Origin of the sequence: Streptomyces sp. NBC_00271, assembly GCF_036178845.1 — a bacterium.
Lineage (GTDB): Bacteria > Actinomycetota > Actinomycetes > Streptomycetales > Streptomycetaceae > Streptomyces.
The window spans coordinates 6,753,208-6,766,960 of sequence record NZ_CP108070.1 but is presented as its reverse complement, the minus strand read 5'-3'; the positions used below and the strand labels follow the sequence as shown (position 1 = coordinate 6,766,960).

The 13,753-nt window shown below is 70.1% G+C and carries 13 protein-coding genes; 7 read left to right on the top strand and 6 right to left on the bottom strand.

Going from position 1 to position 13,753, the window contains the following annotated elements:
- Position 1: 1 nt before the first annotated feature.
- The 4 genes from OG798_RS30775 to hemL all read right to left on the bottom strand — a co-directional run bounded on the left by OG798_RS30775 (position 2) and on the right by hemL (position 4,248).
- Positions 2–625, bottom strand: coding sequence for a TlpA family protein disulfide reductase (locus OG798_RS30775; protein ID WP_121415388.1), 624 nt, complete (start codon positions 623–625; stop codon positions 2–4).
- A 66-nt stretch (positions 626–691) separates the two neighbouring features.
- On the bottom strand, positions 692–2,047 hold the full coding sequence (locus OG798_RS30770; RefSeq protein WP_267062547.1) for a hypothetical protein: 1,356 nt from the start codon (positions 2,045–2,047) through the stop codon (positions 692–694).
- A gap of 174 nt (positions 2,048–2,221) precedes the next feature.
- Positions 2,222–2,935 (bottom strand): histidine phosphatase family protein, encoded by a 714-nt coding sequence (locus tag OG798_RS30765; protein ID WP_095853219.1) that lies wholly within the window; start codon positions 2,933–2,935, stop codon positions 2,222–2,224.
- Positions 2,932–4,248, bottom strand: a complete 1,317-nt coding sequence (gene hemL / locus OG798_RS30760; RefSeq protein ID WP_267062546.1) for a glutamate-1-semialdehyde 2,1-aminomutase — start codon at positions 4,246–4,248, stop codon at positions 2,932–2,934. Before hemL ends, OG798_RS30765 begins: the two co-directional genes overlap by 4 nt.
- 409 nt (positions 4,249–4,657) lie before the next feature.
- Here hemL and OG798_RS30755 point away from each other — a divergent pair, with 409 nt between their 5' ends.
- Together OG798_RS30755 and OG798_RS30750 are read left to right on the top strand one after the other, a co-directional pair.
- Complete coding sequence (locus tag OG798_RS30755) at positions 4,658–5,095, top strand: hypothetical protein (protein ID WP_003974483.1); 438 nt, start codon at positions 4,658–4,660, stop codon at positions 5,093–5,095.
- Between the two features lie 115 nt (positions 5,096–5,210).
- Positions 5,211–5,816, top strand: a complete 606-nt coding sequence (locus OG798_RS30750; RefSeq protein WP_095853222.1) for a flavin reductase family protein — start codon at positions 5,211–5,213, stop codon at positions 5,814–5,816.
- 19 nt (positions 5,817–5,835) lie between these two features.
- On the opposite strand, the gene OG798_RS30745 is transcribed toward OG798_RS30750, so the two are convergent.
- A complete protein-coding gene (locus OG798_RS30745; RefSeq protein ID WP_328758005.1) occupies positions 5,836–6,933 on the bottom strand; it encodes a magnesium and cobalt transport protein CorA in 1,098 nt (365 codons plus the stop codon).
- Between the two features lie 239 nt (positions 6,934–7,172).
- Here OG798_RS30745 and OG798_RS30740 point away from each other — a divergent pair, with 239 nt between their 5' ends.
- The 3 genes from OG798_RS30740 (at position 7,173) to lysA (ending at position 9,769) form a co-directional block, all read left to right on the top strand.
- Complete coding sequence (locus OG798_RS30740) at positions 7,173–7,712, top strand: universal stress protein (protein WP_183127223.1); 540 nt, start codon at positions 7,173–7,175, stop codon at positions 7,710–7,712.
- A 212-nt stretch (positions 7,713–7,924) separates the two neighbouring features.
- Positions 7,925–8,341, top strand: coding sequence for an SAV_915 family protein (locus OG798_RS30735; RefSeq protein ID WP_121415391.1), 417 nt, complete (start codon positions 7,925–7,927; stop codon positions 8,339–8,341).
- 9 nt (positions 8,342–8,350) lie between these two features.
- Entirely contained in the window at positions 8,351–9,769 is a 1,419-nt protein-coding gene (gene lysA, locus OG798_RS30730) for a diaminopimelate decarboxylase (protein ID WP_328758004.1), read from the top strand.
- Between the two features lie 54 nt (positions 9,770–9,823).
- Here the strand turns inward: lysA and OG798_RS30725 are convergent, their stop codons facing one another.
- Complete coding sequence (locus OG798_RS30725) at positions 9,824–11,638, bottom strand: APC family permease (RefSeq protein ID WP_328758003.1); 1,815 nt, start codon at positions 11,636–11,638, stop codon at positions 9,824–9,826.
- Between the two features lie 377 nt (positions 11,639–12,015).
- Between OG798_RS30725 and OG798_RS30720 the strand changes: the two genes are divergently transcribed.
- Positions 12,016–12,906, top strand: coding sequence for a hypothetical protein (locus OG798_RS30720; protein ID WP_328758002.1), 891 nt, complete (start codon positions 12,016–12,018; stop codon positions 12,904–12,906).
- A gap of 139 nt (positions 12,907–13,045) precedes the next feature.
- On the top strand, positions 13,046–13,723 hold the full coding sequence (locus OG798_RS30715; protein ID WP_095853227.1) for a class F sortase: 678 nt from the start codon (positions 13,046–13,048) through the stop codon (positions 13,721–13,723).
- The last annotated feature ends 30 nt before the right edge of the window (positions 13,724–13,753 follow it).

Here is a 13,753-nt window from a genome sequence, read left to right as displayed (position 1 = left end):
GTCACTTCTCCGCGACGACGGGGTCGAGCATCTCGCGGAGCTTCTCCTCGCTGAGGGCCTGCAGCGTACGGGCCGCGATCTTCCCGTCCCGGTCGATGACGATCGTGGAGGGGATCGTCTGCAGGTTCAGCGTGCCCTTCTTGAAGCGGAGCAGCAGCTTGCTCGTCGGGTCGTAGAGGCTGGGGTAGGTGACGCCCTGCTGCTTCTCGAACGCCTGGGCCAGACTGATGTTGGCGTCACGGGTGTTGATGCCGACGAACTGCACGCCCTTCGCCGCGGTGTCCTTGGCGACCTTGACGAAGTTCGGCGCCTCGGCGCGGCACGGCGGGCACCAGGAGCCCCACACGTTCACGACGACGACCTTGCCCTTGTAGTCCTTGACGTCGAGCTGCTTGCCGTCCACGGTCGGGCCGGAGAGGTCGGGGGCCTCGGCCCGGGAGCCCTTGGCGACGGTCGAGATGCCGTCCTTGCCCGCCACGAAGTTGCTGTTGCCCGAGCCCCCGGACGTCCCTCCCGAACCGCACGCGGACAGGACAAGCGTGGCGACGGCGGCCCCGGTGGTGAGCAGGGCGGCGCGGCTACGGGTGCGGTTCGAGCGCTGTTCGGCGCGGCAGGCGGCACTCATGTGAAAAGTTTCGCATGCCCGTTTCGAGGATCTTCCGCACCCCCCTTGCGGGCGGAAAACACCATTTCAGGCGGCGTTCCCGGACCCCTTGGAAGCGCCCGTCCCGGAACCCGTACCGGTACCCGTGCCAGTGCCGGTACCCGAACTCGTACCAGCCCCCTTGCCGGTGTCGCCGAGGAACGTCTTCCAGCCACCCGCGGGCCGCTGTCCCACGTCCAACGTCCGCAGCTTGGCCAGGATCTCGGGCTTCTGTACGTCCATCCAGTCCACGTACTGCCGGAAGGAGACGAGGCGGACGTCCTCGCCCTTCTCCTTCTCCCGGGCGATGTGCTTGAAGGCGTACTCGACGGCGTCCATGTAGATGCCGCCGTTCCAGTGCTCGAAGTGGTTGCCGATGAAGAAGGGCGCCCGGTTGCTCTCGTAGGCCCGCCGGAATCCGGCGACGTACGCCTCGCCCGCCTGCTGCCGCCACGCCGGGTAGTTGTGCGCGGGCGCCTTCGTCGAGTTGATCGACTGGTTGGCCAGCATGTTGTAGTCCATGGACAGCACCTCGAAGCTGCGCCCCGGGAAGGGGATCGCCTGGAGGGGCAGGTCCCACAGGCCGTGCCGCTTCTGCGGCCAGACCTGGCGGCCGCCGGGCGAGGAGGCGTCGTAGCGCCAGCCGAGCGCCTTGGCGGTGGGCAGCAGGTTGTCCTGGCCGAGCAGACAGGGGGTGCGCGCGCCGACGAGTTCCTTCTCGTAGTCGAAGGGCAGCGGGGGCAGATCGGTCCAGCCCGTGTTGGTCCGCCACTCCTTGACGAAGGACTTGGCCTGGTCGATCTCGCTGCGCCACTGCGCCGGCGTCCAGTTGCCGACGGTGCCGTGGCCGGAGCAGAAGTGGCCGTTGAAGTGCGTGCCTATCTCGTGGCCGTCGAGCCAGGCCTGCCGGACGAGCCCGAGCGTCGACTTGACGTGGTCGTCGGCGAGATAGCCGATGTCGGAGGCGCCCCGGGGGTTGTTCGGCGGCAGGTACTTGCGCTTCTTCGACTCGGGCAGGAGGTACAGCCCGGAGAGGAAGAAGGTCATGTGCGCCTCGTGCTCGCGGGCGAGCCGGAGGAAGCGGGAGAAGAGCCCGGTCCCGACCTCACCCGCGCCGTCCCAGGAGAAGATGACGAACTGCGGAGGGGTCTGGCCGGGCTCCAGAGGAACCGGCTTCGCGGGCTGGTTCGGCTGCTTGCCCGTGAAGGAGGTGGAGCCGTCGCCTATCAGGCGGGCGGGGTGCGCGGAGGCGCTGGGCTTGCCGGACGGACCGGGCTTGCCCGACCGGGAACCACCGCCCCCGCCATGACCGTCCTGTTGGTCGGTGCCGCACGCCGCGAGTCCCATCGCCGCCGCGGCACCCGTCCCGAGGCCGATCATTCCCCTCCGGCTGATGTCCCGCATTCGGTCCCCATCTCATCGTGCCCTCTCAGCTGGCTCCCAGCTGACACACAATGAGAGGGCACGACAAGCAGATAGGTTCCTTCGAACGCGCAACGTTGATCGTATTTTACGAAGAACAGTTCGGGTAGCGACGCATACAAACACTTTGCGCCAAGATGTACGGGAATGGACGCTCTACGCCCCGAACGCCTTGCCCTTCCCCTTCACCGGCTTGGCTCCCGCGAGGAGATGGGCGGGAACGAGATCCCGGGCGGGCTCGCTGTACCCCACGGACACGATCTTGTCGCCGCGGTAGGTGAAGGACGTCAGGGACGCCAGCGTGCACTGCCGCTTGCGCGGGTCGTGCCACAACCGCCGCTTCTCCACGAAGGACCGCACGATCCAGATCGGCAACTGGTGGCTGACCAGCACCGCTTCATGCCCGCGGGCCGCGTCCTTGGCGGCGTCGAGCGCCCCCATCATCCGTACGACCTGATCGACGTACGGCTCGCCCCAGGACGGCTTGAACGGGTTGACGAGGTGCTTCCAGTTCTCGGGCCGCCGCAGCGCCCCGTCCCCCACACCGAAGGTCTTCCCCTGGAACACGTTCTCGGCCTCGATCAGCCGCCCGTCGGTGTCGAGGTCGAGACCGTGCGCCTTCGCGATGGGCGTCGCGGTCTCCTGCGCCCGCTCCAGCGGGGAGGCGACGACATACGTGACGTCCCGCGGGGCCAGGTGCTCGGCGACCCGCTCGGCCATCTGCCGCCCGAGCTCGGACAGGTGGTAGCCGGGCAGCCGCCCGTACAGCACCCCGTCCGGGTTGGCGACCTCGCCGTGCCGCATGAGATGCACGACGGTGATGTCCTGATCCCGGCCCTGCGTCTGACCCTGCGTCTGATCCTGGCTCATGCCGTGGCCTCCGCCGCTGCCCGAGCCGCCGCCGGAAGGGCGTCGGCGATCCGCTGAATGGCCCGCTCGTCATGGGCCGTGGACACGAACCACGACTCGAAGGACGACGGGGGCAGATAGACGCCCTGCGCCAGCATCGAGTGGAAGAACGCGGTGAACCGGAAGGACTCCTGCGCCTTCGCGCCCTCGTAGTCGCGCACGTCACGCCCGGTGAAGAAGACCGAGAACATGTTGGAGGCGTTCTGCAGCCGGTGTGCCACGCCCTCCTTGCTCAGCGCCTCCGTGACCAGCCCGCGGATCTGCTCGGAGACGGCGTCGACCTTGTCGTACGCGGCGTCGTCGAGCAGCCGCAGCTGGGCGAGCCCGGCGGCGGTCGCGACGGGATTGCCGGAGAGCGTGCCGGCCTGGTAGACGGGCCCCACGGGAGCCAGGTGCTCCATGACGTCCTTGCGGCCACCGAAGGCGGCGGCGGGGAATCCTCCGCCCATGACCTTTCCGAACGTCATGAGATCGGGACGTACCCCGTCGATCCCGTACCAACCGGCCTTACTGGTCCGGAATCCGGTCATGACCTCGTCGGAGATGAACAGGGCGCCGTTGCGCGCGCAGGCGTCCTTGAGTCCCTGGTTGAACCCGGGCTGGGGCGGCACGACGCCCATGTTGCCCGGCGAGGCCTCGGTGATCACACAGGCGATCTCACCGGGGTGCGCGTGGAAGGCCTCGTTCACGGCTTCGAGGTCGTTGTAGGGCAGCACGATCGTGTCGGCGGCCTGGGCGCCGGTGACACCGGGGGTGTCGGGCAGCGCGAAGGTCGCCACCCCACTCCCCGCCGACGCCAGCAGCGAGTCGACATGCCCGTGATAGCACCCGGCGAACTTGATCACCTTCGACCGCCGGGTGAACCCGCGGGCGAGCCGGATGGCGGACATGGTCGCCTCGGTCCCGCTGGAGACGAGCCGGACCTGCTCGACGGGCTCGACGCGGGCGACGATCTCCTCGGCGAGCGCGACCTCGCCCTCACCGGGAGTGCCGAAGGAGGTGCCGCGCGCGACGGCCTCCTGGACGGCGTCGATGACGTCGGGATGCGCGTGCCCGAGGATCATCGGCCCCCATGAACACACGAGGTCGACGTATTCCCTCCCGTCGGCATCGGTCAGGTATGGACCGTTTCCGGACACCATGAAGCGGGGCGTACCGCCCACGGCACGGAACGCGCGCACCGGAGAGTTCACGCCGCCGGGCGTGACGGCAGCCGCACGGTCGAAAAGAGTCTGCGAAACTGGGGCTTCGTACGGATAGCTCACACGAGCCATGGTGTCAGAGGCTGCGAAGATCCTGCGGACAGGTGTTTCAGCGTACGTTTCGGCGTGCGGCCGTGGGGGAGGTCACTGTCACGATGATCGGGTTGCGTGGCGGGGGTCGCGCGCCTTAGAAAAGCAGTCGGGTGGAGATATGCATCGCGGTGGCGGACTGGGCGAGGGGACCGATGACCTCGGTCCTCGGCGTGCCCGGCGGGGAAGGCACCGGCGCGAGGCGGAGGAAGCGGCCGAGGCACGACAGACGCAGGGGTCGCCGGGCTCTCCCGGATCACCCGGAGCACCCGGGTCGCAAGGAACACAGAACGATCCTGAGCGGATCGACCCGTCGGGCCGTATGGACGGTATGGACTACACGGACCGCGGGGCAGACCGGCTCAGGGCAGGAAGCGGGAATGGTGGCCGGGTGGGGGTGACCTACAAATACTTCGGCGCGCCGGACGGCGCGACGGCGGCCCGCGTGCCGATCTCGATGCGCCCCGAGGAACTCGGCGGCGACGAGCTCGGCATGAACGGCATGTTCACCAAGATCAAGCCGGAGACCATGGCCGCGATGGTCCTCACCGGCATCGAGGGCGTCCCTCTCCACAAGGTCCCGCCCCTGGAGCTGGTCGTCCTGCACCCCGACTACGCCGTCGTGAAGCTCCCCATGACCGTCGTCGACCCCCTGCGGGGCATCGGCGAGGAGGCGGTCGGCGCGGCGGCCTTCATCTGGTCGACGGTCCCGGACCGCGGGGGCCCGCGGGACGCCTTCAACGTGTACCAGCTCCTCCACGAATGGCAGGATTTCAGCCATCGTCTGCACGAGGCGGGACATCAGCCGTACTGCCTGGTGTGGCCCTGATCTCAGTTCTCCGTGACACGGGCGAGGCCTTCGGGTCCCGCCCGGGAACGGCCCGCGCGGCGGACATGTCGGGCACGACGGGCATACCGCACCGGCCCGGCGGATACTGGGTTTCATGCGCGTCGATTTCGACCCGGAAGCCATGCCCGGAGCCGACTTCTACCGGTTCCTCACCTCGGTCGTCATCCCTCGTCCGATCGCATGGATCTCCACCGTCACACCGGACGGCTCGACCGAGAACCTCGCCCCGCACTCCTTTTTCAGCATCGCCAGTACCGACCCGCCGATCGTGCAGTTCACCTCGATCGGCCGCAAGGATTCCCTGCGCAATGTCGAGGACACCGGGGAGTTCGTCGTCAACTTCTCCTCCGAACCGCTGCTGCAGTTGATCAACGCCACTGCCACCGACTTCCCCCGGTCGGTCAGTGAATTCGACTACGCGGGAATCGACCGCGAACCGAGCCTGCGGGTACGACCGCCCCGAGTGGCGGCCTCCCCCGTCGTTCTCGAGTGCCGTTCGCACACCACCCTGCGGATGGGAAACTCCACCCTGGTCTTCGGACGGGTGCTCCACGCGGCGGTGCACGAGGACCACATCGTCGAAGGCCGCCCCGGCTCCGCACGGCTGCTCCCGCTCACCAAGCTCGGCGGCGACGAGTGGGGCACGCTGGGAGAGGTCCTGCACCTGAGCCGCATCCCCTACGAGGAACCGCGTCCCTAGGGCCTGGGCACAGCCGCGGTCACAGCCAGCCGTTGCGCTTGAACCCCCGGTGGATGACGAAGCACGACACGGCGATCACCGTGAGAGCCAAGGGGTAGCCGAAGCGCCAGTGGAGTTCGGGCATGTGGTCGAAGTTCATGCCGTAGACGCCGCACACCATCGTCGGTACGGCGATGATCGCGGCCCAGGCCGTGATCTTGCGCATGTCCTCGTTCTGGGCGACGGAGACCTGGGCGAGGTGGGCCTGGAGGATGGAGTCGAGGAGGGCGTCGAAGGCGGTGATCTGTTCGGTGACCCGGGACAGGTGATCCGCGACGTCACGGAAGTACGCCTGTATCTCGGGGGCGATGAGGCGCATCGGCTCGGTCGCCAGGCTGTGGAGAGGGCGGCCGAGGGGAACCACCGCGCGCTTGAGTTCGAGGAGTTCGCGCTTGAGCTGGTACATGCGGCCGGCGTCGGCCCCCTGGGCACCGCGAGGTGAGAAGACGGACGTCTCCACCTGGTCGATGTCGTTCTGGACGGCGTCCGTGACGGTCAGGTAGTCGTCCACGACGTGGTCGGCGATGGCGTGCAGCACCACGGTCGGCCCCTTGGCCAGCTGCTCCGGCTCGGCTTCCAGGTCCTCGCGCAGGGGGCCGAGGGAGCCGTGCCGTCCGTGTCGCACGGTCACCACGAAGTCGGGGCCCGCGAAGACCATGATCTCGCCGGTGTTCACGACCTCGCTGGTGGCGGTCAGTTCGGCGTGTTCGACGTAGGAGACCGTCTTGAAGATGGCGAACAGGACGTCGCCGTACTGCTCGACCTTGGGGCGCTGGTGTGCGTGGACCGCGTCCTCGACGGCGAGCGGGTGCAGGCCGAACAGTTCGGCGACCCGGGCGAACTCCGTCTCGGTGGGCTCGTGCAGCCCCAGCCAGACGAAGCCGTGGCCGCCGCGTTTACGGACCCGGGCGACGGACTCCTCGACGCTGGGCGCGGCCTCCTGGCGGACGCCGTCGCGGTAGATGACGCAGTTGACGACGGCGGAGCCGAGCGGGGAGCGGGCGGGGTGGCTCAGGTCCACCCGGCGTCCGCCGCGTGCCAGACGGGCGACTTTGCGCAGGTTGCCGACCATCGACATGCGGTACTCCTTCCCCGGATTTCCCGGAACGGACGGCCAGTGTGCCAGCAAGGGGTAAGACCGACGTCAGAGCCCGGTTCGAGCGTGCGCCCCGCGCCCGGCCCCGCGGTGTCAGGAGGGCGTCATAAATCACGCCCGCGCCGTCAGGCCCACGCCAACGCGACGGTCCGCCGCCGTCCTCCGGCCGTTCGATGGCCGATGGGTACGTGTGTGGACCGACGTCGAGGAGTGCGCGAGCGATGAGCGAGGAAGAGCGGGGACCGCGCGTGGTCGCGGGAGTCAGCGGTTCGCCGGGGAGCCTGGCGGCCCTGCGCCGGGCCGCCGCAGAGGCCCGGCGCCGCGGAGCCGAGCTGCTGGTCGTGATCGCCTGGGAGCCGCCCGGTGGTGACTTCGCCCACCGCAGTGCGCTCGGTCCACTGCCGACGGCCATGCTCCGGCTGGACGCGGGCCGGCGGCTGCTCGCCGCGCTGCACGCCGCCTTCGGCGACGCGGGGCCCGGGGTCCCGCACCAGGGTCTTGTCGTACGGGGCACACCGGGGCAGGCGCTGGTCGAGACCGCCGACCGGGCCGAGGACCTGCTGGTGGTCGGCCCGGGGTGTCGAGGAAGGATGCACCGGTGGCTGTTCCCGTCCGTCGCCCGGTACTGCCTCGCGCACGCCGTCTGCCCGGTGCTGGCCCTGCCGCCCTCGCCCCTGTCCCGCGAGCTCGCCTCGGTGCACCGCCGAATCCGGCTGTGGCTGCCGCTCGACGCGCGGGAGCTGACCGAGGGCAGATCCTGAGCGACCCGGGGGGGTGTCGCCTGGGTCACCACGGGTCCGGGGTGACCCGCACAACACCCCCAGCCCCCACGTCAGGGGCGCGTTACGGGTCGGGGGCAGCGCGTCAAGCCTCCGTCAGCGAGCGGCTCCGTCCGCGGCCCGGCGGGCATAGCCTCACAGAGGCGCCCGGCCGAACCGGCCGGCGCCCATCGTCTTCCGCGAGGAGCAGCATCATGTCTGCAGTCGAATATTCCGAGGACCCGGAGCCTTCCGAACGCTTCCCGGCCGGACTTCTCTTCGTTCCTGTCCGGTCGGGGCCCGCGGGCTGTACGGCCCGGTTCTTCCGCACCCCGCTGGGCGGCCGTACGGCCGTCGGCTTCACCTCGGCGGCCGAGCTCACCGCCACTCTCGGCACGGACCAGGCCTCCATCAGGCTCTCCGAAGCCGCGCTGCGCGCCCTCGCCGCGCCCCTGGGCGTCACCGCCCTCACCATCGACCCGCAGTTCTCCGCCCCCTCGGCCGACCGCACCGCGGCCACGGCCCGCGAACGCGAGAACTCCTGGCGCCGCTGGCATCCCCAGCACGTCGGCGCCCTGCGGGTGACCGGCGCCGCCGCCGTCGTCGCGTGCCTGAACCTGCTGATCGGCTGAGGAGACGCCATGTCCATTCAGGAACTGCCCGTTCAGGAACAGCCCGTTCAGGAACTACCCGTTCAGGAACCGCACTGGGCGCCCGGGACCGACAGCCCCGGCCAGAAAGCCCACGCCGACGCACGCGACGCCGAAGGCCTCTCCGTCTGGCCCCGCTCCGCCCGCCCCGAACCCCACGGTGACGTCCGCGTCGGGGGTGTCTCCCTCACCGAGGCCGCCGACCGCTTCGGCACCCCTCTCTACATCCTCGACGAGAGGGAAGTCCGCGAGCGCTGCCGCACCTACCGCACCGCCTTCCCCGACGCCGACATCGTCTACGCCGCCAAAGCCTTCCTGTGCCGGGCCATGGCCCACTGGGTCCAGGAAGAAGGCCTGGGCCTGGACGTCTGCTCCGCCGGAGAACTCGCCCTCGCCGTCACCACCGGCTTCCCGCCCGAGAAGATCGTCCTGCACGGCAACGCCAAAAGCCCCGAAGACCTCAGCACCGCCCTGCGCCTCGGCGTCGGCCGCATCGTCGTGGACAGCACCTCCGAGATCGCCCGGCTCGCCGCCCTCACACCCCCCGGCACCCGCCAGCCCGTCATGGTCCGCGTCGTACCCGGCATCGTCGCCGGCGGACACACCAAAATCCGCACCGGCACCGACGACCAGAAATTCGGCCTCTCCCTCACCGACGGCTCCGCACAACACGCCGTCACCCGCATACTCGACCAGCCCCACCTCGAACTCGTCGGCCTGCACTGCCACATCGGCTCCCAGGTCACCACCGTCAAGCCCTACGTCGCCGCCGTACGCCGCATGATCGGACTCCTCGCCCGCATCCGCGACCAGCACGGCATCACCCTCCCCCAGCTGAACATCGGCGGCGGCCACGCCATCGCCTACCGCCCCGGCGAAGAAGCCCTCAACATCTCCGTCCTCGCCGGACGCGTCCGCGCCGAACTCGAAGACGGCTGCACCCGCGCCGCCCTGCCCGTACCCCGCCTCACCCTCGAACCCGGCCGCGCCATCGCCGGCCCCGCCGGCATCGCCGTCTACCGCGTCCTGGCCGTCAAACGCACCGGCACCCACACCTTCGTCGCAGTCGACGGCGGCATGAGCGACAACCCCCGACCCGCCCTCTACGGAGTGCGCTACGCACCCCGCCTCATCGGCCGCCCCTCCACCGCACCACCCCGCCTCGTCACCGTCGTCGGCCGCCACTGCGAAGCCGGCGACATCCTCGCCGACGACGTAGCCCTCCCCGGCGACATCCGCCCCGGCGACCTCCTCGCCGTCCCCGCAGCCGGCGCCTACCACCTCTCCATGGCCTCCGGCTACAACCTCGTCGGCCGCCCACCCGTCGTCGCCGTATCCGACGGCATCGCACGCGTACTCGTACGCCGCGAATCCCTCGACGACATGAACCGCCGGGACATCGGACTGTAGGGCTGTAGGGCTGTAGGGCCCCTCTTCGGGATCAGGCCCTGGCCGGCGGCCGGTTCAGAGGCTGAGCCGGTAGGGCACCACGCAGACGACCACGTCCGTGCGGGCCCGCAGCGCGGCGGCGAGGAGCAGGCCGCGCTGGTTCTGCAGGATCTGATAGCGGCGGTGGAGGGGCTCCACCTCGGGGATGAGGACGGCGATCTGCCGTCCTCCCTCCTGCGCCCTTTGGACGTAGTCGACGATCGGTTCCACGAGCGAGCGCTGCGGGCTGTCGACGACGTCCAGGCGTACGCCCGGGTTCCAGCGGTCCCAACTCTCCCTGAGCGCACGGACTTTGGCCGGGTCGGCGTGGACAGCGACGGCGACCACCTCGTGGCCGAGGGCGCGGGCGGCGGACAGCGCGTGCTGGGTGAGTCTGCTGACCTCGCCGACCGGCACGATGACGAGGGAGTCGCCGCCGCGCACGGGCGGCGGGACCTCGCCGAGTCCGAGTTCCCGGCCGACGGTCGTGTAGTAGCGCTGGATGCGGTCGAACAGCAGCATCAGCAGCGGGATGGCGACGACCACCACCCAGGCTCCTTCCAGGAACTTGGTGGTGAGCAGGACGACGCCCGCCACGGCGGTCAGTACCGCGCCGACCCCGTTGAGGAACGCGCGCCGCAGCCAGCCGTGCGGACGCTGCCCCGTCCAGTGCCGCACGAGACCGATCTGACTGATGGTGAAGCCGATGAACACGCCGATCGCGAAGAGCGGGATCATGCGGTGGGTGTCGGCGTTCACGGCGATCAGGAGAACGGCCGCGAGCAGGGCGAGGGTCACCACGCCCCAGCGGTACACCGGCCGTTCCGTGCGCAGCCCGAAGAGGTGCGGCAGCCGGTGGTCCTTGGCGAGCAGGCTCATCAGGACGGGCAGACCGCCGAAGCTGGTGTTCGCGGCGAAGGCGAGGGCCAGGGTGACGATGAGATTGGTCGCGTAGTACGGCCATCCCGTCCCGTACGCGCCCGCCGTCAGCTGCGCGAGTACGGTCACGCCGCCACGCGGGGCGACATGGTCGCGGCGGATCAGCAGGGCCATGCCGATGAGCATCAGACCGAGGAGTGCGCCGAGCATCAGCTCCGTGCGCTGGGCGCGTTTGACGCGCGGCTCGCGGAAGGAGGGCACGCCGTTGGCGATGGCCTCGACCCCGGTGAGCGCGGAGCAGCCGGAGGAGAACGCCTTGAGGAGCAGCAGGACGCTCACTGCCTCGGTGGCGTGGACGGGCTGGGCGGTGCCGACGAACGCCACGGGATGGCCTCGCGCCAGGCCGATCACGACGATGCCGAGGATGCTCACAATGAACAGCACGGTGGGCAGCATCAGCACCCGCGCGCTCTCGGCCACACCGCGCAGGTTGACGGCCGTGAGCAGGGCGAGCCCGATCAGGCAGACCGCGAGCAGGTGCGAGTCGAGCACCGGGAACGCGGAGGCGAGGCTGGCCGCGCCCGCCGCCAGACTGACCGTCACGGTCAGCACGTAGTCGACGACGAGGCTGGCCGCCGCGAGCAGGCTGACGGTCGGTCCGAGATCCTTCTTCCCCACCGCGTACGCGCCGCCGCCGTCCGGATGCACGGCGATCACCTGTCCGTACGACACGACGAGCACCGCCAGCAGTCCGGCGATGACGAGCGTCACCGGGAGCGTGGCGGACAGCGCGCTCGTTCCGGCGGCGATCAGTACGAGCACGATCGCCTCGGGGCCGTACGCCACCGAGCTCAGCGCGTCCAGGGAGAGCGCGGCGAGCCCCTCGACGCTGGTCAGGTGGTACTTGTCGCCCTCCCCGTGCCGCAGTGGAACTCTCGGCCGCAGTTCGCGGCGGGCCAGGCCGTACGCCATGGGGACCTCGCGGGGGTGGGGGTGTTTGAGTCAGTGTGACCGGCTTGGTGCGGCGTGTCGGGGCAAGGACGCGCCAGGACCGCCGCGGACCGAAGGTGCGGGACGCGCAGTCGTGTTGCCGCCGATCGGGTAGTACCCGAGGCACGGTGCGGGCGGGGCCACGGCCACTCACCCCTGACGAAACAGCAGGTCAGTGCAGTCTGACGAGTCATCGGTTGGCCCAATGGGCCCGAGTGGGCGTGACCTCGGGGGTGCGCCAGGTGAGCGGCTCGAGTGGTGCGCGGAGCCCGGCGGACTGACGGTGGATCACGTCGGGGTCGGGTTCTCACGAGCTGACGCAGTGTCAGCTGCCTGGCTGCGACGGAAGGACTCCGAAGATGCGATCTGCCCGCATGCTCCTCGCCACCGCGACGGCCACAGCCGCCCTCGCGATCGGCGCACCAGGCGCCCTCGCCGCCACGGCGGGTGACGAGGGCCACGATGACTCTTCCTACAGCAGGGAGCACCACAAGCCGAACGGGGGGATCCACGCGGGCGGCGGAGCACTGACCACCGTGCGCGGTGACGACTCGGGTTCCGACCGTGGAAAGAGCGATTCGGGCTCGGACCGTGGCAACAGCGATTCCGGCTCGGACCGTGGCAAGAGCGACTCGGGCTCGGACCGTGGCAAGAGCGACGACTCCGGCTCCGAACACGGCAAGAAGGGCGGCTCCGACTACGGCAAGGGCGACGACTCCGGCTCCGAACGCCACGGGCCCCGCGGCGGCGTGCACACCGGCGGCGGCGCCCTCAGCGCCGTGCGCGGCGAGGACTCGAACAGGGACGACTCCGGCTCCGACCATGGCAAGAGCGACTCCGGCTCCGACCATGGCAAGAGCGACGACTCCGGCTCCGAACACGGCAAGAAGGGCGGCTCCGACTACGGCAAGGGCGACGACTCCGGCTCCGAACGCCACGGGCCCCGCGGCGGCGTGCACACCGGCGGCGGCGCCCTCAGCGCCGTGCGCAGTGACGACTGGAACAAGGACGACGAGAAGTTCAACCCTGAGACCTACAAGGACAAGGGCGACAAGGGCAACGACGACTCGGGTTCCGACCGCGACAGCGACTCGGACTCGGGGCGCGACAAGCCCCGCGGCGGCATGCACACGGGTGGCGGTGCGCTCGCCACACCGGGCAGGACGGCCGGTGGGCTGGCGGTCCTGGCTCTCGCCGGTGCAGGTGCCTACGTCGTGCGCCGCAAGCGTGCGGCGGTCGGCCTTTCCTGATCCATGCCTGACGACATAGCAGCCCGGGCCGCCTCCTGCGCACAGTGTGGCGGCCCGGCTGGTTGCCCCCGTGCCGCGCCGGCTCCGCCGCCGTGGTCCAGCGAGTTGTCCCGTACGTGTTCCAGTGAGGTGGTGCCCGATGGCATCCCGGTTGTCCTCCCCTGTCGAGCCCCGGGCCGTGACGCCGCTCCAGGGCGCGCGGCCCGGCGTGCCGATGTTCGTGTGGTGCGTCGGAATCCTGGTCTTGGCGCTGAGCCTGTTCGGCGGCCATGGCAAGCCCTCCGACCCCTCCGACCCCTCGGCCAAGCCCCATGGCGCGGCGGCGCTCGCACCGCCGTCCCCGGCCCGGCCGCTGGGCAAGCATCTGCCGCGGTCCGAGCCGACGCGGCTGCTCATCCCGAAGATCGAGGTGGACGCCCCGTTCACCGAACTGGCCGTCGACGCCGCGGGCAAGCTCCAGCCTCCGGTCGCCGACGACACGAACCTGGTCGGCTGGTACTCCAAGGGTGTGTCCCCCGGTGAGCCGGGCACCGCGATCATCGCCGGCCATGTCGACACGACCACCTCCGCGGCCGTCTTCGCCGACCTCAGGGAGTTGGAGAAGGGCGACCGGTTCACCGTGGACAGGGCCGACGGGCGCAAGGCCACCTTCGAGGTCGACAACGCCGACACGTTCGCGAAGGACGACTTCCCCGACCAGCGTGTGTACGCCGACACCCGCGACGCCGAGGTCCGGCTGATCACCTGCGCCGGCGACTACGACCATTCGGCGAAGGACTACACCGAGAACCTGGTGGTCTTCGCCCACCTCGTCTGACCTCTGGTGTCGAAGCGTAGGCTGAGAGGA